This is a genomic window from Kocuria sp. CPCC 205297 (genome assembly GCF_040981035.1).
In the GTDB taxonomy this organism is placed as follows: domain Bacteria; phylum Actinomycetota; class Actinomycetes; order Actinomycetales; family Micrococcaceae; genus Kocuria; species Kocuria marina.
In genome coordinates this window covers 1-21,152 of the sequence record NZ_JAVKPY010000004.1, presented here as the reverse complement: position 1 = coordinate 21,152, position 21,152 = coordinate 1, and the positions used below count along the sequence as shown (strand labels likewise).

Annotated in this window: 25 protein-coding genes; 18 read left to right on the top strand and 7 right to left on the bottom strand. The window is 67.3% G+C overall.

Annotated elements, in window-relative coordinates; genetic code table 11:
* Positions 1-8: 8 nt before the first annotated feature.
* Positions 9-212, top strand: coding sequence for a CopG family transcriptional regulator (locus RF650_RS04405; RefSeq protein ID WP_239317712.1), 204 nt, complete (start codon positions 9-11; stop codon positions 210-212).
* Positions 213-432: 220 nt separating this feature from the next.
* Entirely contained in the window at positions 433-1,539 is a 1,107-nt protein-coding gene (locus RF650_RS04400; RefSeq protein WP_368814173.1) for a DNA-formamidopyrimidine glycosylase family protein, read from the top strand.
* 110 nt (positions 1,540-1,649) lie between these two features.
* Here RF650_RS04400 and RF650_RS04395 read toward each other — a convergent pair whose 3' ends face one another.
* Together RF650_RS04395 and RF650_RS04390 are read right to left on the bottom strand one after the other, a co-directional pair.
* Entirely contained in the window at positions 1,650-2,678 is a 1,029-nt protein-coding gene (locus tag RF650_RS04395; RefSeq protein ID WP_368814172.1) for a CAP domain-containing protein, read from the bottom strand.
* A gap of 274 nt (positions 2,679-2,952) precedes the next feature.
* The gene (locus RF650_RS04390) at positions 2,953-3,939 is read right to left on the bottom strand and encodes a pseudouridine synthase (protein ID WP_368814171.1); all 987 of its coding nucleotides are present in this window, start codon (positions 3,937-3,939) and stop codon (positions 2,953-2,955) included.
* 74 nt (positions 3,940-4,013) lie between these two features.
* On the opposite strand from RF650_RS04390, the gene idi reads away from it, so the two are divergent.
* On the top strand, positions 4,014-4,556 hold the full coding sequence (idi, locus tag RF650_RS04385) for an isopentenyl-diphosphate Delta-isomerase (RefSeq protein WP_239317691.1): 543 nt from the start codon (positions 4,014-4,016) through the stop codon (positions 4,554-4,556).
* Between the two features lie 1,249 nt (positions 4,557-5,805).
* Positions 5,806-6,042, top strand: a complete 237-nt coding sequence (locus RF650_RS04380) for a hypothetical protein (protein ID WP_313362026.1) — start codon at positions 5,806-5,808, stop codon at positions 6,040-6,042.
* Here RF650_RS04380 and RF650_RS04375 read toward each other — a convergent pair.
* Positions 6,039-6,356, bottom strand: coding sequence for a hypothetical protein (locus tag RF650_RS04375; protein WP_368814170.1), 318 nt, complete (start codon positions 6,354-6,356; stop codon positions 6,039-6,041). The genes RF650_RS04380 and RF650_RS04375 overlap by 4 nt on opposite strands.
* A gap of 193 nt (positions 6,357-6,549) precedes the next feature.
* Between RF650_RS04375 and RF650_RS04370 the strand changes: the two genes are divergently transcribed.
* The gene (locus tag RF650_RS04370) at positions 6,550-7,728 is read left to right on the top strand and encodes a glycoside hydrolase family 76 protein (protein ID WP_368814169.1); all 1,179 of its coding nucleotides are present in this window, start codon (positions 6,550-6,552) and stop codon (positions 7,726-7,728) included.
* A gap of 62 nt (positions 7,729-7,790) precedes the next feature.
* Positions 7,791-8,333 (top strand): NUDIX hydrolase family protein, encoded by a 543-nt coding sequence (locus RF650_RS04365; RefSeq protein WP_085108758.1) that lies wholly within the window; start codon positions 7,791-7,793, stop codon positions 8,331-8,333.
* On the opposite strand, the gene RF650_RS04360 is transcribed toward RF650_RS04365, so the two are convergent.
* A complete protein-coding gene (locus RF650_RS04360; RefSeq protein ID WP_368814168.1) occupies positions 8,293-8,841 on the bottom strand; it encodes a hypothetical protein in 549 nt (182 codons plus the stop codon). The two genes, RF650_RS04365 and RF650_RS04360, sit on opposite strands and share 41 nt — an antisense overlap.
* Before the next feature lie 57 nt (positions 8,842-8,898).
* On the opposite strand from RF650_RS04360, the gene tgt reads away from it, so the two are divergent.
* Positions 8,899-10,209 (top strand): tRNA guanosine(34) transglycosylase Tgt, encoded by a 1,311-nt coding sequence (tgt, locus tag RF650_RS04355; protein WP_368814167.1) that lies wholly within the window; start codon positions 8,899-8,901, stop codon positions 10,207-10,209.
* The gene (locus RF650_RS04350; protein WP_085108765.1) at positions 10,206-11,066 is read left to right on the top strand and encodes an MBL fold metallo-hydrolase; all 861 of its coding nucleotides are present in this window, start codon (positions 10,206-10,208) and stop codon (positions 11,064-11,066) included. Before tgt ends, RF650_RS04350 begins: the two co-directional genes overlap by 4 nt.
* A gap of 64 nt (positions 11,067-11,130) precedes the next feature.
* On the opposite strand, the gene RF650_RS04345 is transcribed toward RF650_RS04350, so the two are convergent.
* Positions 11,131-11,772 carry a queuosine precursor transporter gene (locus tag RF650_RS04345; protein WP_239317878.1) on the bottom strand — a complete coding sequence of 214 codons (642 nt, stop codon included), beginning with the start codon at positions 11,770-11,772 and terminating at the stop codon, positions 11,131-11,133.
* Positions 11,773-11,998: 226 nt separating this feature from the next.
* Between RF650_RS04345 and RF650_RS04340 the strand changes: the two genes are divergently transcribed.
* From RF650_RS04340 to RF650_RS04305, 8 genes are all read left to right on the top strand, one after another.
* Entirely contained in the window at positions 11,999-12,826 is an 828-nt protein-coding gene (locus tag RF650_RS04340) for a hydroxymethylpyrimidine/phosphomethylpyrimidine kinase (protein ID WP_368814166.1), read from the top strand.
* Positions 12,827-12,977: 151 nt separating this feature from the next.
* Positions 12,978-13,643 (top strand): TetR/AcrR family transcriptional regulator, encoded by a 666-nt coding sequence (locus RF650_RS04335; RefSeq protein WP_064846550.1) that lies wholly within the window; start codon positions 12,978-12,980, stop codon positions 13,641-13,643.
* A gap of 153 nt (positions 13,644-13,796) precedes the next feature.
* Positions 13,797-14,090, top strand: a complete 294-nt coding sequence (locus tag RF650_RS04330) for a type II toxin-antitoxin system VapB family antitoxin (RefSeq protein WP_098053504.1) — start codon at positions 13,797-13,799, stop codon at positions 14,088-14,090.
* A gap of 126 nt (positions 14,091-14,216) precedes the next feature.
* A complete protein-coding gene (locus RF650_RS04325) occupies positions 14,217-15,470 on the top strand; it encodes an endonuclease/exonuclease/phosphatase family protein (protein ID WP_368814165.1) in 1,254 nt (417 codons plus the stop codon).
* Positions 15,471-15,633: 163 nt separating this feature from the next.
* Complete coding sequence (locus tag RF650_RS04320) at positions 15,634-17,589, top strand: ExeM/NucH family extracellular endonuclease (protein WP_368814164.1); 1,956 nt, start codon at positions 15,634-15,636, stop codon at positions 17,587-17,589.
* 62 nt (positions 17,590-17,651) lie between these two features.
* Positions 17,652-18,014, top strand: a complete 363-nt coding sequence (locus tag RF650_RS04315) for a hypothetical protein (RefSeq protein ID WP_368814163.1) — start codon at positions 17,652-17,654, stop codon at positions 18,012-18,014.
* A 171-nt stretch (positions 18,015-18,185) separates the two neighbouring features.
* Positions 18,186-18,578, top strand: a complete 393-nt coding sequence (locus RF650_RS04310) for a hypothetical protein (RefSeq protein WP_312919283.1) — start codon at positions 18,186-18,188, stop codon at positions 18,576-18,578.
* A gap of 547 nt (positions 18,579-19,125) precedes the next feature.
* Positions 19,126-20,121, top strand: coding sequence for a 5'-nucleotidase (locus RF650_RS04305; protein WP_368814162.1), 996 nt, complete (start codon positions 19,126-19,128; stop codon positions 20,119-20,121).
* A 4-nt stretch (positions 20,122-20,125) separates the two neighbouring features.
* On the opposite strand, the gene RF650_RS04300 is transcribed toward RF650_RS04305, so the two are convergent.
* A complete protein-coding gene (locus tag RF650_RS04300) occupies positions 20,126-20,320 on the bottom strand; it encodes a hypothetical protein (protein ID WP_368814161.1) in 195 nt (64 codons plus the stop codon).
* Positions 20,321-20,409: 89 nt separating this feature from the next.
* On the opposite strand from RF650_RS04300, the gene RF650_RS04295 reads away from it, so the two are divergent.
* Both RF650_RS04295 and RF650_RS04290 read left to right on the top strand, forming a co-directional pair.
* Positions 20,410-20,718: a transposase gene (locus RF650_RS04295; protein ID WP_368814160.1), complete on the top strand. Its 309-nt coding sequence runs from the start codon at positions 20,410-20,412 to the stop codon at positions 20,716-20,718.
* Positions 20,715-21,011 (top strand): hypothetical protein, encoded by a 297-nt coding sequence (locus RF650_RS04290; protein WP_368814159.1) that lies wholly within the window; start codon positions 20,715-20,717, stop codon positions 21,009-21,011. Before RF650_RS04295 ends, RF650_RS04290 begins: the two co-directional genes overlap by 4 nt.
* Here the strand turns inward: RF650_RS04290 and RF650_RS04285 are convergent.
* Positions 21,002-21,152: transposase (locus RF650_RS04285; RefSeq protein WP_368814157.1), on the bottom strand; the 151-nt coding region annotated here is incomplete at its 5' end. The genes RF650_RS04290 and RF650_RS04285 overlap by 10 nt on opposite strands.

Genomic DNA, 21,152 nt, shown 5'->3' with positions numbered 1-21,152 from the left:
TGAGGGGCATGGCGATGACTTTGCGGCTGACCGAGGACGACGAACGCGCTCTCGCCGCCCTGGCCGAAGCGGACGGCATCAGCCGTCAGGAAGCCGCGATCCGAGCCATCCACGAAGTTGCGGCCCGGAGAGGTCACGAGCGGCAGGTGACCGAAGCGTCGGCGCGTGCACGTGCACGCTATGCCGATGTGTTGGACCGGCTCGGGCGGTGACGCGGTACCTCACGACCGAGGACCTACTCGTGGTGATCAACGATCTCGGAGTCGGCCCATTACGCGATGTGGGGTTGCTGGAGGCCACGGCGAGTGGCCGAGTCGATCTCCCTGATATCGCCGCAATGCTGCGACGGTGGCGCTGACGCCACAGCTGCGAACTGCCGCCGAGCCCACTCCCGTTCGACACTGAACACCCCACCCTACCTAGGAGGCCCAGGTGCCTGAAGGTGATTCCGTCTACCGCCAGTGCAAGATGCTGCGCGAGGCGCTGGAGGGGTCCGTGATCGTGAGCTCGGACTTCCGGGTGCCCTCACTCGCCACATCGGACGTGTCCGGGCGCACGGTCGTGGCCGTGGTGCCGCGGGGGAAGCACATCCTCATCCGACTCTCCCAGGCCCCCGATGCGGCCGAGCTGAAATCCGGGGCCGAGCCCCTCACCCTACATTCCCACCTCATGATGGACGGCACGTGGCGAGTCTTCGACCGGGAACCGGCGGGGGGCGCCACAACCGGCTCCGGCGGGGAACCACGAGCGGCACGCAGCAAAGGTGATGCTCCGGCCGGAAGCGGGCGAGCGGCGTCGTCGTCACGAGCAAGGAACGGAATGCGCACGAGCCGACCCGGGGCGAGTCCCTACCGACCGCGGGGGCAGGCCGGGCGGGGCGGCAGCGTGCGTTCACGCGCAGAAGCGAGGACCCGGCTCAGCGCGGACGTGTCCATCGGGCAGGGCTCGCACACCATTCGCGCGATCCTGCGCACCGAGGACGTCGAGGCCGTGGGTTTCGACGTCAAGGACGTCCGATTGGTGCCTACCCGCCTGGAGGACGAGCAACTCGTGGGGTACCTGGGCCCGGACATCCTCGGACCGGACTGGGACCTGGAGAAGGCCCTCGAGCGGCTGGGTGCGCAACCGGACCGGGCGATCGGCACCGCGCTCATGGATCAGCGCAACCTCGCGGGGATCGGCAACGTGTACCGCGTGGAGGTGCTGTTCATGTCGCGCACCAATCCGTGGGTCACCGTGGGCTCCCTACCCGAGGGCAAGCTGCGCGAGATCGTGACGCTCGCGCACAAGCTGCTGCACCTGAACAAGGACCGTTCGATGCGCTCGACCGTGGGGCAGGCACCGCAGGGTCGCCCCCTGTTCTGGGCCTACGGCAGGGACGGTCAGCCGTGTCGCCGGTGCGGCGCGGTGCTGCGTCGCGGAGAGATCGACGACGCTCTGCTCACCGCCCCCGCGCCGGACGGCACCACGACGGCGCCGGGCACCGCAGTGCAGCACCTGCGCAAGATCGTGTGGTGCCCGCGCTGCCAGAGCGAGTGACGGGCTGACGAAAAGGGAATCGGCTGCGGGGTGCGCCCGGGCCTGTCAGGACCGGAACGCACCCCGCGCATCCGCCGTCTCCGCGTCCGGGTGTACCGGTTCGTGGTCCGTCAGCGGGTGACCCAGGTCTTGCCCGTGACCGAGGACCAATGGACGGTGTAGCCCTTGGAGAAGCGTTGGCGCATCTCGGAGCCCACGCGGTACTCCTCGGTGACGGGGTAGCCCCACCCGCGCTCGAAGCCGGCTGCCTTCCAGCGCTTACCGATCGCGCCGGTCTCCTTGATCACGTGCGCGCCGGAGGACGGGGACCACATGAACTTGTACTGGGCGCCGCCCGCGGTCCTGAAGTTCTGGTAGACGCCGCCGTTGACCAGGCCGCCGCGTTCGTTCATGGTCGGGTAGCCGAACTTGGCGGCCCCACCCAGTGCTTGGTACCGGCTCTTGATGCCGCCCTTGACGGTGTAGGCCGGGGGTGCCACGCGTTTCGCGGCCACGGGGGCCACGGTGTCGGCCTGAGGGCGCGGCGCTGCCGCGGTGACCGTGCGGGTGACGTCCGAGGGACCGCTGCCGGCAGGGTATCCGTAGGAATCCACGGTGCCCACCAGGCGCCAACCCTCGCCCGTGCCGGACAACCGGCCGTCCACGTAGGTCAGTCCGATCCCCACGACCTGCATCCGGGGGTCCGTGAGGACCTTGTTGTGCGCGTGGGAGCCCTTCCACCAGTTCATGAGGTCGGGAACCGAGTTCTGCCACGACAGCGCGTGGATCTCCCCCGCCGCGTTGTACCCGGCGGCCCGGCGGTCCGTGAGGAACAGGTTGCTGTGGTCGATGACCTCTTCCTTGACCAGTCGGTCGGACTGGCTCTGGGCAATGCCGGACAGCGACTTGGAGTACTTCACCGGGGCCAAGCCCTTGGATGCCCGGTGTTGGTTGATCAGGTTCAGGAGCTTCTGGGCGTCCGCCGCCCGCGTGCTGCTGGACACGGACACGATGTCGGAGGGCGCGGCCTGCGCGGGGGTGCCGGTGAACAGGCCCCCGCTCAGGATCATGAGAGCCGCAGTGATGGTCGCGGCCAGGTTCGAGAAGGCTCGTCGGGTCGGGGAGTACCCGTCGATGGCAGGAATGCGGTGATGTGACATGGGGACCATTTCGTCGTTGGGCGCACGCGCCCGCACCTCCGTGGCATGACACCACGAGGGTGTGACAGACGTACGCGCTGTGGGGGGACAGCTCGTGGTGGCATGTGCCAACCGACTCGGGGCTGCGTGTACGACAACCCCTGTACGGGCCCAATGAGGGGGGAAGACCCGCTGATAAGGGTACCCCGGGGTAGCCGGGTTTTGGTGTGTTACATCACACTCGGTCGGAACGTTTCGGCATCCTTCGACGGATGTTCAACTTTGCCCTTGCAGGTCAATGTGTCAGAAGTTCGCTGGGCGCCCCGGATCGACGAGCCGGGTGGGCGCTGGGTGACAGACGTGAGCTCACGGTGATCGTCTCACCCGTCATGGGATGGGTGAAGGTCAGGGAGCGGGCGATCAACTGCATGGGGTTGTCCGGATCCTCCACGTCGAAATCGTCCAGCGGTACCGGGTACAACTTGTCCCCGCGTAATGGGAGGCCCAACGAGTTCATGTGCACCCGGATCTGATGGGTGCGCCCGGTCAGCGGAGCGATCTCGTAGCAACCCCACTGCCCCGCATCATCGGTGAAGCGTTCGAGCAGGCGGATGTCCGTGACGGCGTTGACGTCTCCCGGTTCCTCGAAGGCCTGCACGACTCCCTGGATCTTGCGGATCCGGGACTCCACGCGCACCGGCTCCTTCCCCACCCGATCATTGACGCGGGCCACGGCCCAATAGGTCTTGGTCACCGTGCGCTCCTGGAACATGCGGTGGAACACCCCGCGGTCCGCCGCGTGCTTGCTCAGCAGCAGCACCCCGCCCGTGGAGCGGTCCAGCCGGTGCACAGCGGAGATCTCGTCGTTGTGGAACTGGCACCGCGCAGCCACCACCACGGAGCGGCGGACGTTCTCGCCCTTCGGGGTGCTGCACAGCCCGTGCGGTTTGTCCACCGCCAGGATCCATTCGTCCTCGTACAGCACGTTGAGGGTGATGGGTGCGGCGTCGTCGTCCGGGACCGGGCGGTGGAACCATACCGAGGCCCCCGCTTCGTAAGGGGTGGCCGGGGTGACGACGGCGCCGTCGTCCCCGCGGACACGACCGGCGGCGACCTCGTGGGCGAACCACGCGGCGTCGTCCGGGAAACGCTGCTGGACGTAGTCCGCGGCCGTGGTCGGGAGACCGTCCAGAGCCCGCAAGACCGGGTCCGGGGAACCCGGGCCGGGCATCCGGACCCGCGCGGGCCCCACGCCGCGCACCATGGGTAGCGGAGGGTTCACGCGTCGTCTCATTGCGTGTCCGATCCGGCGGTTACCATGGCCTGGAACCTAACACATGACCGTGAGGCGGCCTCGTGAGCGAGCACACCAGCCCGGAGCGCGTGGTGCTCCTGGACGATCAACACCAACCCACCGGAACGGCCCTGAAATCCACGGTTCACACCGAGGACACCCCCCTGCACCTGGCGTTCTCGTGCCACGTGCTCAACTCCCGCGGCCAGGTCCTGGTGACCCGCCGCGCGCTCGGCAAGCGCACGTGGCCCGGCGTATGGTCCAACAGTTTCTGCGGTCACCCGGGCCCGGACGAGTCCTTCGAGGACGCCGTCGCCCGCCGTGCCCAGCAGGAACTCGGTCTGGAGATCCGCAACCTCACCGTGGTGCTGCCCGAGTTCCGCTATCGCGCCACGGACGCCTCCGGGGTCGTTGAGAATGAGTTCTGCCCGGTGTTCATTGCCGTCGCCGACGACGATCCCCGTCCCGCCGAGTCCGAGGTCGCCGAGTACTCGTGGGCCGCCCCCCACGACCTCGTGACCGCGGTGGAGAGCGCCCCGTTCGCGTTCAGCCCGTGGCTCGCGGACCAGATCCGCGAACCCGTGCTGCGGGAGGCGCTGGGCTGAGGGCCCAGGTTCACCACCCTGGATCGGGTCACCTTTGACCGTTGTGTGTTGATCGCCCCTCGGGTCATTCGGGGCGCAGAAATCTGGCATCAGTGTTCTTCCCCAGTGCGCCAAATTACCTCCGCCCTCGGTGAGTGGGATCGACTCCACCAGCTTCTCCGGGGAGCACCCGACATACACGAGGCAACGGGAGGCCACCAAGACGGTCAGCGAGGTAGAAAGCACAAGGTTTTTCCTGAGCTGGGTCTGCTTCACCAGGCCATGGGCGTAGTTGTTCCGCAGGCTCTTCACTTCTGTCTTCCACAGGTCGTGTGCCCCGGCAGCCGCCCCACAGATTATCGGCACCAGTGGCTGTACATCGTCCAAGATGTCCTGGATACGCTGATCAAGTGTGGGTTCTCCCAACTGGCTATTGAGGACACGATTTTTCAGGGTGGGGGCTATGAGATCGTCTATTTCCCCTTCATCCTTGGCCCTCGCGATGATGTCCCCGATGGCGCGACGGGCCTTTTTTCTTGAGCTTTTGTCAGGGCACCGGTTTTCCCAGAGTGAAATTTGCGGTGTAGCCCCTCCAGCGACATGACCATCGTGGAGAAGTCTGCGTCCACGAACCGTTCGCCATGCGTGCCACGAGCTAGAGCATTCGCTGTCAGTTCAGGAGCCCGCCCCAGTTCTGGACGTCGTTCCAGCCAGGCAGCAATGAGCTCGGCGCCAGACTCGCCCCTCCGAGCGGCCATGCCGTCATGACGTTGATCGCCTAGGGGATCTTCAACCATCCAACCGTCGACCTCCAACGACCGCTCGGGCCCTCCGGCGATCCTCACTCGGTACCGGTCGACCACAGCCCGGTTCATGCGCAGCAAGGAGAAGAACTCCTACAGGTGGACAGCAAAGCATTGAGTCACTTCTTGTAGCGGCATCGGTTCACGGCCCGTCCACTCCAGCCGTGTCCGCCTGACCAAAAATTTTTGGTGAGCTTCGAATCGTCGCTCACCAGGAAAGGTGAGTCGCACTGTTCCGGGCAGCGGTCCGGCCACCGGCGCGACCAAGTTGTCGAACCCCTGCCGTTCCTCAGCTTGGTCAGAAGTGCTCTCCAGGGACGCGATCGGAGCTTGCGCCCAAGCCTCCAATCCGCTCAGATGCACAAACAGACAAAGTGGGGTGATCTGGGTCGATGCCATACACGAGCTCGCGCACCACGCGCCTAGTCCACCCGCAAGTGATCACTCCTCGTGCATTTACTGGGGCCATGCCGAGCACTCGGCCCCGACGGTCGTCCCTGCCTGCCGGCGATGGCCGCACGCTGCTCTCCGTGCACCCGGTGGGGCCGTCCTTCGAGAACGCCCCCTATGCCCAGACCCGGGCTTTCTACACCAGGATGGGTTTCCTTCCCCTGGAGGAGCACGAGGACCTCGAATGGCCGGGCCCCACGCTCATCCTGGTCCGGGCCTTGCCCGCGACAGGCCAAGGCCACACTGAGAGCTAGTCGGCGGGGCGGCGTCGTCGACCGACGAGCCAGCCGGCGCAGAACGCCCAGAGGAGTAGGCCGACCAGGAGACTGACCCACCCCGCGATGGCCGCCGGCGGGAAGAGCGACGACCAGGGATTCTCGCCGAGGGGAGCATACGTTTCCTCGCTCAAGGGGGCGTATGCGAACCACCCGAACGTCAGGGTGGGCGGGTTGGACACCACCAGCAGGGCTCCGCTGAGAACCAGGACCACACCCAAGGACATCAGCACCACCAACCAACGGGGCAGGCGGCGTTGGGAGCGAGATGTCGGGGAATCGATGGGGCCCATGAAGCGAGTGTATGGGGAGGTGCTCAGGGATCCGCGCACGCCTCGACGCGAATTCCTGGTGGAGTAAAAGCACCCCACCACGGGGAAAAGCTGCGATAACTCAGAAAAGGCAGCGGGGCCACCGGGGCGAGCCGCAGCAGCACCGGGCGATAAACTCCTCACACACCCCGCCCGTCCTCCCAGGAGCCCCGCGATGTCCGAATCCTCCGCCCAACGCGCCGCGAAGGCCGCGCACTCCGTGGACCACCTGTTCGGTGCGCGGGCGCTGCGCGTGCCGGGCACGTACCTGGGGGCTGTCGCGTTCCCGCGCCCGTGGCGGGGGCCGTGGCACTACTGGTGGCAGGCCCATTTGCTGGACGCGTTCGTGGACGCCGCGGCCCGCGAGCGCCACGCCGGCAACCAGGACACCGCTGAGCTGGCCCGCTCCCGCGCGCATCGGTTGCTGCGGGGCATCGCCGTGCACAGCGGCGGGCGGGTGACCAACAACGTGTTCTTCGACGACATGGCCTGGCTGACCCTCGCCCTGGGGCGCCTGCGTGACGAGGACCTCGCCGCCACGGGCCGCACATCGCGCGCGGTGCAGGACGACGGCGCTGCTCTGGCCACGCGCCTCGCCTCCGGTTGCGACGACACCATGGGCGGTGGTGCGTGGTGGAACACCACGCGGGACTACAAGAACACGGCGTCCACTGCCCCGGTGGCGCTGACATTCCTACGCATGCACCGCACTGCCGAGGTTCGCGCACTGCTCACGTGGTTGTTCGACACCCTCTTCGACGCCGAGCGCGGCGTGTTCCTGGACGGCATCCGCATGGCCGCGGCGGGCTCCGGGAAGGAAATCACGTCCGTGGACCCGCACGTCTACACCTACAACAGCGGCCCGGCCCTCGGTGCGGCCCTTGAGCTCGCGGAGGTCACCGCGGACCCCGCCAAGCGCGCACTGTGGCTCGACCGGGCGGCACGGCTCGTCCACGGCGCGGCCCGGGAGTTCACGGTCCCTGGCCCCCACGGTGCACCCGTGTTGCGCGGCCAGGGCGGCGGTGACGCCGGGCTGTTCACGGGCATCCTGGTGCGCTACCTGGGCGAAGCCGCGTCGTCGTCGTTGCTGGACGACGACGCTCGGGCCATCGCCCGCGCGCTCGTCACCGACACCGCGGACGCCCTGTGGGGCGGGCGTCGGGAATTCGATCCGAACGAGGACTTCACGGTGCCCGCCGCGGCGCGAACGGTGGGCGAGACGGTCGCGGTGTTCTCCCCCGAACCGGCGCAGCACGCGAACCAGGCGCAGCGGGCCGGCGCCCCGGTGGAACTCAGCACGCAGGTGCAGGCGTGGACCGTACTGGAAGCTGCCGGGCGTTCGGCTGATCGCTGAACTCGGCCGCTGACGCCGCGGATTCCTGGCCTGCGGGGGCGTCACGACGGTAGAAACGAACCATGAGTTCAGTACGCACCCCGGACCCCAACCCTGGCTGGCTCAGCGAGGACGACCTCAATCGTGCCCGCGCGTCCCTGCCGATCGTGTACGTACAGGCCATCCCCGTGCGCCTGGACCCGCTCGGGTGCCTGTCCGAGATCGGGTTGTTGCTCACGCCCAACGACGAGGGCCGCATGGTGCGCACGTTCGTCTCGGGACGCGTGATGTACCGCGAGACGGTGCGTGCGGCGCTGCTGCGTCACCTCGAGAAGGACCTGGGACCGCTCGCCATGCCGCAGATGCCGTCCACCACGGTCCCGTTCGCGGTGTCCGAGTTCTTCCCGTCCCCGTCCGAGACCGGGCTGACCGACGACCGGCAGCACGCGGTGGCGCTGAGCTACATCGTCCCCGTGCGCGGTGAGTGCGAGCCCCGTCAGGACGCCCTGCAGTTGTCGTGGATGACCCCGGACGAGGCGCTGTCCACGGATGTCCAGGACGAGTTCGAGGGCGGGCGCGAGGACCTCATCCGCCAGGCGATCGCCCACGCGGGATGGGGCCGCTGAACAGCGGATGATCTGCCCGGAGGGCGTCACGTGCCCCCTTGGCCGCTTGCCGCATGAGCGGGATCGCCTGGGTGTCCGCCGCGACCATGGCCCAGTAGCTGTGGGACAGCCCGCTGAGGCTGCCCAGGATGCCGGCCACACCCGTGGCCAGGAAAAACCGACCGGCGTGGGCCCGCGGCTGTCCCGTGGTCAGCCCATCATGCTCCGGGACGGGCACCACCGGTCCCGACGCCCCCAGGTTGGACAGCAACACACCGAGCATCACGCATGCTGTGATGAGAACCCCCGCCTGGGTCTGGTGCGTGAACCGCGCGCGGATGGGCTCGTTGCGCGCGTAGATGGAGGTGAAGGCACCGAATGCCGCGTAGATCGCCAGATCCGTCCGCCCGACGACCAGCAGGAACAACAGGGGCAGGGCGATGCGGCCGGGACGTGGTTGCGCTGGGACGGTGGGACCCTGAAGAATTCTGTGACCTGACTCACCGGATTGCGCTCGTTCTTTCGGCATCGGGTGGAGGGGACACCACATTGTCTCTCGCTTTCGCGCAACCGGCACAATGGTGTGGTGTCCAGCACCGAATCCCCCTCCCCGTTCACCTTCCGGCTCCACACGCGCCTGCGTGATTCTCCCGTTCCGCAGCAGCGCATTCGTGACAATGGCGGCCAGTTCCAGGCCCGCACGGGCACCATCACCACGCCGCACGGCCCGATCCGTACCCCGGCGTTCATCCCGGTGGCCACGCAGGCCGCCGTGAAGGCCGTGCTCCCGGAGTCCATGGCGGCGGAGGGCGCCCAGGCGATGCTGGCCAACGCGTACCACCTGTTCCTCGAGCCGGGCGACGACATCCTGGACGCCGCCGGCGGCCTGGGCACCTTCATGAACTGGCCCGGCCCCACGTTCACCGATTCGGGCGGGTTCCAGGTGATGTCCCTGGGTTCGGGACTCGGCAAGGTCATCGACATGTCCGCGCTCACACCGTCCCCTGGGGGCGCACAGCCCGCCCCCGGGCACAAGCGCATGGCGCGCGTGGACGACGACGGCGTGTGGTTCCGTTCCTACCTCAACGGGGACCTGCACCGGTTCACGCCGGAGGTCTCCATGCGGGTGCAGCACAACATCGGCGCGGACATCATGTTCGCGTTCGACGAGCTCACTACGCTCCACGATTCCCGCGAGTACCAGGAGGACGCCCTGGAACGCACCCGCAAGTGGGCCCTGCGCTGCGTGGCCGAACACTGCCGGCTCACCGAGGCCCGTGCGGACAAGCCCTACCAGGCGCTGTTCGGGGTGATCCAGGGCGCCCAGTACGAGGACCTACGGCGCATGGCCTGCCGGGACCTGGCCGAGATGGGCTTCGACGGGTTCGGGATCGGGGGTGCCCTGGAGAAACGTCAGCTGGGGACCATTGTGCGGTGGTGCACGGAAGAACTGCCCGAGGAGACCCCCAAGCACCTGCTGGGCATCTCCGAACCGGACGACGTCTTCACCGCGATCGACAATGGCGTGGACACCTTCGACTGCGTCTCCCCCACTCGCGTGGCCCGCTCGTCGGCCGTCTACTCCCCCGATGGCCGGTTCAACCTCACGAACATCCGCTTCAAACGCGACTTCACGCCCATCTCGGACACGTGCCCGTGCTACACGTGCGCCCACTACACCCGCGCGTACCTGCGTCACCTGTTCAAGGCCAAGGAGCGCAACGCCGCAACACTCGCGTCCATCCACAACGAGCGCTTCATCCTGGACCTCGTCTCCGGCGCGCGGGACGCCATCGACGCGGGGACGTACTTCGACTACCGTGACGATTTCCTGGCGAGGTACTACGGCGCGCCGTCGACCTCCACTGTTCCTTCCGAAACGGGAGGCCCGCGATGAGCGACCCCAAGCCCGTGCACGCCACCCCAGGTGTCCTGCGCCGCGTGAGCGCGTGCGCCGGCGTGGTGCTCGCGCCCAATCCCGGGCCCATGACCCTCGACGGCACCAACACGTGGATCCTCTCCGCCCCGGGGGACGGCCCGGAGCACCCGAACTACGGCCACCACCCGTCCGCGCAGGGCCGGGGCGAGTGGCCCGGACCGGACGTCGTCGTCGTGGATCCCGGGCCCCTGGACGAGGCGCACCTGCAGGCGGTCGCGGCGACCGGGACCGTGGTGCTGATCCTCGTGACGCACCGCCACGGGGATCACACGGACGGCATCGACCGGCTCCACGAGATCACCGGTGCGCCCGTGCGTGCGGCCCTGCCCGAGTTCTGCCGGGACAGCGGCGAGCCCCTGCGGGACGGCGACTGCATCCTGGCCGCGGGCGTGAGCATCCGCGTGCTGGCCACCCCCGGGCACACCTCCGACTCCGTGTGCTTCCGGTTGCCCCACGACGAGCCGGAGACGGTCATTACCGGGGACACCGTGCTGGGGCGCGGTTCCACCATGATCGACCACCCGGACGGTTCCCTGGGCGACTATCTGCGCTCCCTCGAACTGCTCGGTCAACGCTCGGGCGCCACGGTGCTACCCGCTCACGGCGCACCCCTGCCGGATCTGCAGGAGGTGTGCGAGGAACTCACGGAGCACCGGCTCGAACGCCTGGATCAGGTGCGGGAGATCGTCGCCGGACTCGGCCGCGACGCGAGCGTCGAGGCGATCACGGACGCCGTCTACGCCGACGTCCCCGCCGGGGTACGGCGCGCCGCGGAGCGCTCCATCGCCGCGCAGCTCGCCTACCTGGGGTACTGACCCGGGGGCACCTCGCCTACGTGGGCTCCCGAGCCGGGGGCACGACGACGCTGCTCGCGCCCTGCTACCGCGCGTTCGCCTCCTCGAGGGCGCGCGTGTCGTAGCCGGGTTCGCGGCGCTTGATCCAGCCGATCACCGCGTACGTGACCGGCATGATCACGACCTCCACGAGGACCTTGTAGACATAGCCCACCAGGACGTAGTTGAAGAACGCGGACCACGAGTCGATCCCGATGATGGGAGCGGCGATCGAGCAGAAGATCACGGTGTCCACGAGTTCGCCCACCATGGTGGAGGAGATCAGCCGCGCCCACAGGTGCTTCTCCTTGGTGCGTTCCTTGACCTTGACCATCACGTATGCGTTGAGCAGCTGACCCACCAGGTAACCCAGCAGGGAACCCGCCACGATCAGCGGGACCGGGCCCAGCACCGTCTCGAACGCGCTCTGGTTCTCGTAGAAGGGCGCCGGCGGCAGGATGATCACGATCCAGAACACCAGGGAGGAGAACGCCCCGAAGAAGAAGGACGTGATGATCGCCTTGCGTGCGGCTCGGAAACCGTAGACCTCGGAGACCACGTCCCCCAACACGTAGGCCAGTGGGAACAGGAAGAACCCGCCGTCCGTGATGATGGGGCCGAACTGCACGCCCTTGGTCGCGCCGATGTTGGAGAGCACCAGGATCACGCAGTACGCGGCCAGGATCACGTCGAAGTACGTCCGGGGGCGGCGCGCGAAGAGGGACTGCCGTTCGCCCTGCGCGAGCGCGGCGGTGCGGGAGGAGGAAGTGTGGGGCGGGGTGGCGTCAGACACGGGTGTCCTTGGAATGTACGGAAGGGTCAGGGACGTCGTCTGCCACCCGGCGTCGAGCCCAGTGTAACGGGGTGGTGCGCCGAGTCGCGGGCACGTCCCGCCCGGGAGCACAATAGCTTGCATGAGCGAAACCACACGTAACCAACCGCCCGTTGCCATGACCGTCGCGGGCTCCGAGGCCACCGGCGGTGCCGGGGCGCTCGCGGACATCAAGACCTTCACGTCCCTGGGGGTCTTCGGATCGCTCGCGCTGACGTGCATCGTGGCGTTCGATCCCGAGAACGACTGGGGCCACCGCCTCACGCCCGTGGACCAGCAGACCCTGGCGAACCAGCTGCAGACCATTTCCGCGGCGTACGACCTGGACGCCGTGAAGATCGGCATGCTGGGTTCCCCGGACACGATCCACACGGTCGCCACGGCCATGAAGGACCTCGCGCCCCGCCACCTGGTGCTGGACCCGGTGCTGATCTGCAAGGGCCAGGAACCGGGCGCCGCGCTGGACACCGATCAGGCGCTCAAGGCACAGATGCTGCCCCTGGCCACGTTCGTGACCCCCAACCACTTCGAGTCCCTGTCCCTATCCGGGATGGAGGAGATCAACGACGTGGAGGACCTCAAGGAGGCGGCCCAGCGCATCCACGACTCCTGCGGGGCCACCGTGCTCGCGAAGGGTGGCGTGCGGCTCTCCGGCCCGGACGCCGTGGACGTGTTCTACGACGGCTCCACGCTTGAGGTGCTGTCCGAACCCAAGGTGGGCGAGGTCCCGGTCTCGGGCGCCGGCTGCTCGTTGGCCGCGGCCGTCACCGCAGAGCTGGCCAAGGGCGCCTCCCCGCTCCAGGCCGCCCGCACCGCCAAGAGTTTCGTCTCCGCCGGCATCCGGCACCGGCTGGGATCCCACCTGCCGTTCGACTCCCTGTGGCAGGGCGGGCTCGCTGCCGAGGCCTGACCGAACACCGGCGACGAAGTTCCTGAAAGCCCGCGGGGAATGCCCTGAAGTAAGGGGCATTCCCCGCGGTCATGCGGTGGAATGGGGCAAGAACACACACGGCCCGTCAGCGCCCCGTCCTTTTGCTGACAGAATCAGGTAAGGTGTCGTCATGCCCCGCATCACCGCTTCCAGTAATGCCGCCCAGCGCGAGCGCACGCAGCGTGCCGTTCTCGACGCTTTCGGGGACCTGCTGTACAGCAACGGGCTCACCGATCTGACCATGACCCAGGTGGCCAAGACCGCCGGGGTGGGGCGCACCGCGGTGTACAACTACTTCGCGGACATGGGCGAACTGCTCGTGGCCTACGCCCTGGACAAGACCGAGCGCTTCGTCTCGGATCTGCATCGAGAACTCGCCGCGGTGGAAAACCCCGTAGACCAGTTGGGCGTGTACGTGCGGTTCCAGATCGAGGACCTCAGCCGCCGGCACCTGCCCCCCGGCCAGGCCATGCGCACCGTGTTGTCCCCGGAGGACTTCGCCAAGCTCGGCGAGCACGTGCAGCAACTGCAGTCCCTCCTCGCGTCCATCCTGCAGCGCGCCATGGACGAGGGCTACCTCCCGGAGGGCGACACCGACGAGCTGTCCGACCTGGTCCACGGCTCCCTCACCTCCACCGCGGATCGCAGCAAGTCGGTGCAGAGCGAGCGCGCCCAGCGCGAACGCACCCTGGCCACGGTCCGGTTCATCCAGCGGGGTCTGGGCGCCCAGTTCGACGCCGACTCCCGCCCCGTGCGCCTGCCCTCGCAGCCGCCCGCGCTGAGCGCGGTCTCCTGATCCCGAGCCCGGCCCCTCCGTCGGGTCCGGTCGACTTGTCCAGACGCCTGCCGCCTGCTGCAGCACGGGGAGCCTTCAGCCCGGCCGACGACACCTACTCGCCACGTACGCCCCGGTTCTGCGGACCGGGGCGTACGGCTTTAGGGTGAATCCATGATTTTCAAGGCCGTGGGAGACGATCGCCCCTATCCGGACCACGGTCTGGTCACGCCCTCCGACTGGTCCAAGGTGGCCCCGCAGCAGGTCCGCCTGGGGGATCTGGTGACCACGACCTCCACCCTGAACCTGGCCACCCTCCTGGACTCGGACTGCACCTTCTACGGGGACCTCTTCCCCCACGTGGTGTCCTGGCGGGGAACCCTTTACCTCGAGGACGGTGTGCACCGGGCCCTGCGCACGGCCCTCCACCATCGTTCCGTGATCCACGCGCGGGTCCTGGAGCTCTGACCGCGCCGCCGCACGAGCCTTCCCGGCGTAAGTAGCACGGATCACCAAATCTTCACTTTCCCGCCACGACCTGGTCGTTCGGCCTCCCTACCCTCGGGTCATCTCGTTCTGACCTGGAGGTTTGCCATGCGTCTGCGTTCTCGTACCGCTGTTGTCTCGGCCGCGGCACTGGCCGGAGTCCTCGCCGTGACCACCGTGGCACCGGCCGCGGCGGGGGAAGGCCCGCGAGCGGCGTCGTCGTCCAAAGGACACGAAAGCCGGGACAAGCACGGACTGCGCGTGGCCACGTACAACGCGTCCCTGAACCGGGGCGAGCAGGGGCAATTGCTGCGGGACCTGTCCACACAGGACAACCAGCAGGCCCGGAACATCGCCGAGATCATCCAGATCAACGATCCGGACATCGTGCTGCTCAACGAGTTCGACTACGTCCCGGGCGGACGCGCCGCGCGGGCGTTCCGCGACAACTACCTGGCGGTGAGCCAGAACGGCCACGCGCCCGTGAACTACCCCTACCACTACGTGGCGCCGGTGAACACGGGCGTGCCGTCCGGTCTGGACCTCAACCAGGACGGCACGGTGAACGGACCGGACGACGCCTGGGGCTTCGGGCTGTTCCCGGGCCAGTACGGCATGGTGATCTACTCCAAATACCCGATCGCCCGGGATCGGGTCCGCACGTTCCAGCACTTCCGGTGGCAGGACATGCCCGGTAACCGCATGCCCACCGACTACTACACGCCGGAGCAGGCTGCGCAGCTGCGGCTGTCCTCCAAGTCCCACTGGGACGTCCCCGTGCGCGTGGGCCACAAGACCGTGCACGTGCTGGCCGCGCACCCCACGCCACCCAGCTTCGACGGCCCCGAGGACCGTAACGGGCGCCGGAACAACGACGAGATCCGGTTCTGGGCCGATTACGTCACGGGCACCAAGTCGGCGCGCTACATCTACGACGACGCCGGGCGGCGCGGCGGCCTGCCCCGCGGCGAGCGCTTCGTGATCGTGGGCGACTACAACTCGGACCCGAACGACGGCGATTCCTTCCCGGGTGCCGCGCGGCAGCTGCTCGACAACTCCCGGGTGCGCGATCCGCAGCCCACGTCCACGGGCGCCGTGGTGGCGAGCGCGCGCCAGGGCGGCGCCAACCGGACGCACGTGACGCGCCCGGCACTCGACACCGCGGACTTCTCGGACGATCCCGCCCCCGGGAACCTGCGGGTGGACTACGCGTTGCCGTCCAAGAACCTGCCCCTGCTCGACGCCGGTGTCTTCTGGCCCGCTCCGGGCCGGCCCGGTTCCGAACTGACCGGTGAGTACCCGTTCCCGACTTCCGACCACCGCCTCGTGTGGGTGGACGTCAAGGTCCCGGGCAGGCGCTGATCCCCGCACGACGGCGCGTCCCGGGTCTTCGTGTGAAGCGTCGCCCGCTTCCGTCACCGCCTGTCACGCACCCCCTGTTTTCGCAGCCTCTGTTTGCGTAACCCCGCCCCGGAGCGTGCGATCCCGATCCCCCACCCGACAAACCCTCGACTGGAGACCCCTCATGCCCGTGACATCACCCCTGTTCAGCCTGCGGACCCGCATCGCAACCGTGTCCTCCGGCGCGCTCCTGCTGTGCGGCGGCCTGGCCGCAGCACCCGCGGTGGCCGCCCCCGCGCCTTCCGGTTCCACCGGGACCGTGTCGATCGCTCAGATCCAGGGCACCGGGGACGAGACGCCCCTGAAGGGCCAGACGGTCACCACCGAGCCCTCCGTCGTCACCGCCGTGTACCCGGGTGATCCGGGGACCCTGGGCGGATTCGTGATCCAGACCCCCGGAACCGGTGGGCACGTGGACACCTCCCGGGCCTCGAACGCCGTGTTCGTGTACACGGGCGCGACCCAGTCCACGGTCGCCGTGGGTGACCGGGTACAAGTCACGGGTGTGGCCGGGGAGTTCAAAGGCCTGACCCAGCTCGCGGGCAACGTGGAGGTCACTCCGGTGCGCGACAAGCTCCCCGCAGTGAAGCCCGTGACGAACAACTGGGCGTCCACCGCCGCGAACCGCGAGAACCTCGATTCCATGCTCTACCTGCCCATGGAGAAGTTCCGGGTCTCGGACACCTACGGCGTGGGCCGCTACGGTGAGCTGGGCCTGTCCGCGGGCAAGGAGCTGCCCGCCCAACCCACTCAGGTGGCACGCCCGAACAGCCCCGAGGCGCGCGCCCAGGCACAGCGCAATGACGCCATCTCGGTCACGTTGGACGACGGCACCAACCGGGGCTTCGCGGCCTCGCCCACCCAGGAACCCCGCCAGGTCCCGTACCTGACCCCCGAGAACCCCGTGGCCGTGGGCGACACCGCGCGGATCACCGCCCCGGTGATCGTGGACTACCGCTTCGACAAGTGGCGCCTGCAGCCCACCGCCCCGGTGGTCCCGGGCAAGGAACCGGCCCGGTTCTCCGGCTCGGCGGACCCCAAGCCGGGGGTGGGTGGACAGGTGCGGATCGCGTCCTTCAACGTGCTGAACTACTTCACCACCGTGGGGCAGGACAAGGGCTGCCGCGGCGGGAACTACTCCACGGACGGCACGTACAACGTGGCGCAGGGCTGTGACGCGCGCGGGGCCTACGACCGCGCGGACTTCGAGCGCCAGCAGGCCAAGACGGTCTCGGCGATCAACAAGGTGAATGCCTCCGTGGTCGGGCTCATGGAGGTCGAGAACTCCGCGAAGCTCGGCGAGCCCAAGGACGAGGCGCTCGCCTCCCTGGTCAAGGCGCTGAACAAGGCGGCCGGCTACACCAAGTGGGCCTACGTCCCCGTGGCGGATTCCGAGCTGCAGCCGGTCGCAGAGCAGGACTTCATCACCAACGCGATCATCTACCAGCCCCGCGAGGTCACGCAGGTGGGTCAGGCCCGGGCCCTCGGCTCCGAGGCCGTGGCCGGCGGCGCCTTCGAGAACGCGCGCACCCCGATCGCGGCCACGTTCACCGCGACCAAGGGCAGCGGCAAGCACAGCGCAGCACCCACCACGGTGGTGGTCAACCACTTCAAGTCCAAGGGCTCCGCTCCCCGCACCGGTCCCAACCGGGACACCGGTGACGGCCAGGGTGCCTGGAACGCGTCGCGCGTGGCGCAGGCGAGCGCCGTCGTCGACTGGATCCCCGAACTCACGGCCGCCGCGGGCTCCCAGGACGTGGCCGTGCTCGGCGACTTCAACTCGTACGCGCAGGAGGACCCCCTGCAGGAGTTCTACCGCGCCGGGTACGCACGGGCCGCCGAGGACGACTACACGTACGTGTTCGGGGGCCAGGTGGGTTCGCTCGACCACATGCTGATCTCGCCGTCGCTCGCCAAGCGCATGACCGGCGCGGCCGCGTGGAACATCAACTCGGGCCAGTCGCCCTTGCTGCAGTACGCCCAGTACCGCACCACGGCCCTGGACTACTACGTCCCGAACGAGGTCGCCTCCTCCGACCACGACCCGTTCATCGCCGGGTTCCGGGCGGGCACGAAGTAGCCTACCCTCCGGTACGACGACGCCGCCCGGCCCGTTGCGCACGAACGCGGCCGGGCGGCGTCATGCTGCCAGCCCCCGCGACCTCGGAGGCGCGGGACTCCCCGGCCGCCACGGGTGGATCGGGGAACTCCGCGGACAGCAGCGACCCCATCGGCGGGATGGCCGCGGTGACCGGCTCGCTCACGGCGGCCGAGACGTGCGAGCACATCGACGCGTTCCGGACCAACATGCCGGGGCAACGTGAGCAACGATCCCGCGGGTGCCCGCGAGGCCGTGGCGCGGCGGCACCGCAGGAGCTCAGCGGTAACCTGCGCGGCATGAAGCAGGTGCTGTACAACTTCGAGAACGGCAACAACCCCATGCAAGCGGTCGAGGGCAAGATGACCGGGCTGACCAACCAGTGCCGGGGCCTCGCGAACCGGTGACGGATCCGCGCAGACATGTGCGATCGTAATTATTCGGCAGATATTACTCAGGGGTCATTCCTGTTCCTATGATGTGCTCACCCCCCTTGATCGGTGAGTACCGCACGGGCCGGCGGAGCTGTCATCACACGCCCGCCACGAGGTTCCTCACCCTTAACGAAGGATCCGCGCATGTCCGCCGCAACCTCCATCCGCCGCTCTGTCACGACCGGGCTCATCGCATTGTTCCTCGCCTCCGGCACCGTTGCCGTGGGCTCCTCCGCACCGGCTGAGGCCGCCGTGGTCAAGCCGTGCAAGGCCAGCATGTCCGTGACGCAGCCCCGCCAGTACACCAAGACCTCCGTGAAGGTCTCTCAGGTGGGTGCACACGCCAAGGTCACCACCACGGCCAAGTACAAGACCACCACGACCAAGAAGACCGCGGTCGCCTCAACCAAGGGCACCGCCGTGACGACCTACTCGATCGGCCGGGCCACCCTGAACCGCAAGGTGGTTGTGGACGTCGTCGCCACCTCGGGCAAGACCACGTGGAAGTGCTCCACGTCGTTCACGCCGAAGCGCTGACGCCTCGGGTGGGGGGCCACCTTCCCACCCCTTCCGCTGGTGAAAATTAAGTGGAGTAAAAGCAGCCTGGCGCGCGTGAGGTTGCTTTTACTCCACGAGGAATCCGACACGAGGTTCGACGCAGGGCCCGCGCCCACGCACCGACGTTCACGAATGAGAAATGCGCCCCGTGCTGACACGGGGCGCATTTCGTCGATCACAGCGCGGAGGATGGGGGATTTTGCCTAAATCCTGAAAACACGCGGTAGATCAACAAATCTGGAGCCCTCAGAAAACCGTGTCACCCTGAATTTCACCCTATTTTCGGCGCGAGCGTGAAGGCCTGGCAACTCGGTGAAAACTGTGTCGCAAAGACAAACACAGTAGCCTGCAGCCAGACAGACGACTTTTCGGGCGGCGCATGCACGGTCGGCACCGGTCGGACTTGCTGTTCGGCGGCAGTCTACTGCGTGCGGAGCTGCAACCGCAGGAACGCAGAGCCCTCGATCCAGTAAGATGAGCTCAGGTACGTAGGTGTGCCTTGAGACTCTTAGCAAAGGCGAGAATTATGCCCGTCGATCTATCTTCACGCCTTGTGGTGGGCGTCGCATCCAGTGCTCTGTTCGACCTGGCTGAGTCAGATGCGTTTTTCAAGAAGCACGGCGAGGACGCTTACCGCTCCTACTCACACGAACGATTCAAAGAACCTTTAGGGCCGGGAGTAGCATTCCCGCTTGTTCGGCGACTGTTGAGCTTGAACGACCTCGCTGAAGACGCCGATCACCCACTCGTGGAGGTCGTGATCCTTTCTAGAAACGATCCCGAAACCGGCCTTCGAGTTATGGAGTCGATCCGACATCATGGTCTCGCCATGACGAGGGGAGTCTTCATGCAGGGCAAGTCTCCGTACAAGTTCTGCAAGGCATTCAACGTGTCCCTCTTTTTGTCTGCGGAAGACCAGGATGTACGAGACGCCACCGCAGTCGGGCTAACTGCCGGCCGAGTGATCGGGCAGCCTGCGAGCGATTCCACGGGGAACGAGTTGAGGATAGCCTTCGACTTTGACGGAGTGCTCGGCTCCGACTCCGCAGAACAAAAATTGCTAGAGCTAGGCGGCAACCTCGATGAATACAGCAAAAGTGAGCTCGAAGATGCCGACAAGCCAATTGAACCAGGCCCGCTACTTCCATTCTTGCGAGGCATCAACAAAATCCAGCGGCTCGAAGACAAACGCCTCAGCTTAAACGTGGACTACAAGCGGCGAGTTCATGTGGCCGTCGTTACGGCACGCAACGCGCCGAATCATCTGCGAATGATCCGCACGCTACAAGCGCATGAAGTGCGCATCAACGACGCGTTTTTCATGGGAGGAGTCGACAAATACCCTGTGCTACGTGAGCTGCGCCCGCACATCTTCTTCGACGACGATCCCAATAATTTCAAAACCGCGACCAACGACGTTCCATCGGTGCACGTGCCGTACGGCGTCAAGAACGTGATCAAGGAAGGCACAGCGCCCGATGTCGAGATCACGCAGACTGCAGAAACCCACGGCGCCCGGTAGTTTCTCAGCGGCGAAAGACGGAACTGAACTTTTCGTCGGCCCGCGCGACTAAGTTCTCGTAGTCGGTCTCGCTCACGCCGACGACAGACCACGGATCGTCCGGGTAGTTGTTCCTAACAGCCCGTAGTTTCTTGCTGATGGCGACGTACTCTCGGTCGAGCTCAAGCCATGCCCACTCGTCTTCAGTTTTCGGGCTCATCACAAAGCAGGGTGTAGCGGGGGACTGCTGCACGATAGGTGACATCTGATCTGGCTTGCCCGGAAGGGTGGGCCTGGAAGGATGTTGCTGTGCCCAAGCCCTACCCGTCCGAGTTCCGCGACGACGTTGTGCGCGTCGCGAGGAATCGCGAGCCCGGAGTGACGATCGAGCAGATCGCGAAAGACTTCGGGGTCCATCCGATGACGTTGCAGAAGTGGATGCGCCGCGCTGATATCGACGACGGCACGAAGCCTGGCCAGCCCCGGGTCGAGGGCGCTGAGCTGCGGGAGGCGCGGAAGCGGATCCGGCTGCTCGAGCAGGAGAACGAGGTCCTTAGGCGTGCGGCGGCATATCTGTCGCAGGCGAACCTTCCGGGAAAAGGTTCTACCCGCTCGTGACGGAGCTCGCCGACACGGGGATCCCTGTGACGGTGACGTGTCGGGGGCTCAAGCTCTCTCGCCAGCCCTACTACCGGTGGCTGACTGACCCCATCACGCCGAGCGAGGTCGTGGAGGCGTATCGCGCGAATGCGCTGTTCGACGCCCACAAGGACGACCCGGAGTTCGGGCACCGGCTCCTCGCCGACGAGGCGGCGGAGGCGGGTGAGGCGATGGCCGACCGGACCGCATGGCGGATCGCGTCAGCCAATGGCTGGTTCAGCGCGTTCGGCAAACCGGGCCTTCACAGCTGAGTGTGGGTAGCGGTTCTCCGCCAGGGGCGATGACCGCCTGCGGCGAGCAGAGCCCGTAACCGGTAGTTGTCGAAGTTGCGGAAGCCGCGGGCGACGCGACGCATGGTCTCGATGACGCCATTGACCGCTTCCGTGGGCCCG

Bases quoted from the DNA above. Each gene is read 5' to 3' on its own strand.
- RF650_RS04405 (WP_239317712.1), top strand. From the start codon at position 9: ATGGCGATGACTTTGCGGCTGACCGAGGACGACGAACGCGCTCTCGCC.
- RF650_RS04395 (WP_368814172.1), bottom strand. From the start codon at position 2,678: ATGTCACATCACCGCATTCCTGCCATCGACGGGTACTCCCCGACCCGA.
- RF650_RS04380 (WP_313362026.1), top strand. From the start codon at position 5,806: ATGCCGAGCACTCGGCCCCGACGGTCGTCCCTGCCTGCCGGCGATGGC.
- RF650_RS04375 (WP_368814170.1), bottom strand. From the start codon at position 6,356: ATGGGCCCCATCGATTCCCCGACATCTCGCTCCCAACGCCGCCTGCCC.
- RF650_RS04370 (WP_368814169.1), top strand. From the start codon at position 6,550: ATGTCCGAATCCTCCGCCCAACGCGCCGCGAAGGCCGCGCACTCCGTG.
- RF650_RS04365 (WP_085108758.1), top strand. From the start codon at position 7,791: ATGAGTTCAGTACGCACCCCGGACCCCAACCCTGGCTGGCTCAGCGAG.
- RF650_RS04360 (WP_368814168.1), bottom strand. From the start codon at position 8,841: ATGCCGAAAGAACGAGCGCAATCCGGTGAGTCAGGTCACAGAATTCTT.
- RF650_RS04350 (WP_085108765.1), top strand. From the start codon at position 10,206: ATGAGCGACCCCAAGCCCGTGCACGCCACCCCAGGTGTCCTGCGCCGC.
- RF650_RS04340 (WP_368814166.1), top strand. From the start codon at position 11,999: ATGAGCGAAACCACACGTAACCAACCGCCCGTTGCCATGACCGTCGCG.
- RF650_RS04335 (WP_064846550.1), top strand. From the start codon at position 12,978: ATGCCCCGCATCACCGCTTCCAGTAATGCCGCCCAGCGCGAGCGCACG.
- RF650_RS04330 (WP_098053504.1), top strand. From the start codon at position 13,797: ATGATTTTCAAGGCCGTGGGAGACGATCGCCCCTATCCGGACCACGGT.
- RF650_RS04325 (WP_368814165.1), top strand. From the start codon at position 14,217: ATGCGTCTGCGTTCTCGTACCGCTGTTGTCTCGGCCGCGGCACTGGCC.
- RF650_RS04320 (WP_368814164.1), top strand. From the start codon at position 15,634: ATGCCCGTGACATCACCCCTGTTCAGCCTGCGGACCCGCATCGCAACC.
- RF650_RS04315 (WP_368814163.1), top strand. From the start codon at position 17,652: ATGCTGCCAGCCCCCGCGACCTCGGAGGCGCGGGACTCCCCGGCCGCC.
- RF650_RS04310 (WP_312919283.1), top strand. From the start codon at position 18,186: ATGTCCGCCGCAACCTCCATCCGCCGCTCTGTCACGACCGGGCTCATC.
- RF650_RS04305 (WP_368814162.1), top strand. From the start codon at position 19,126: ATGCCCGTCGATCTATCTTCACGCCTTGTGGTGGGCGTCGCATCCAGT.
- RF650_RS04300 (WP_368814161.1), bottom strand. From the start codon at position 20,320: ATGAGCCCGAAAACTGAAGACGAGTGGGCATGGCTTGAGCTCGACCGA.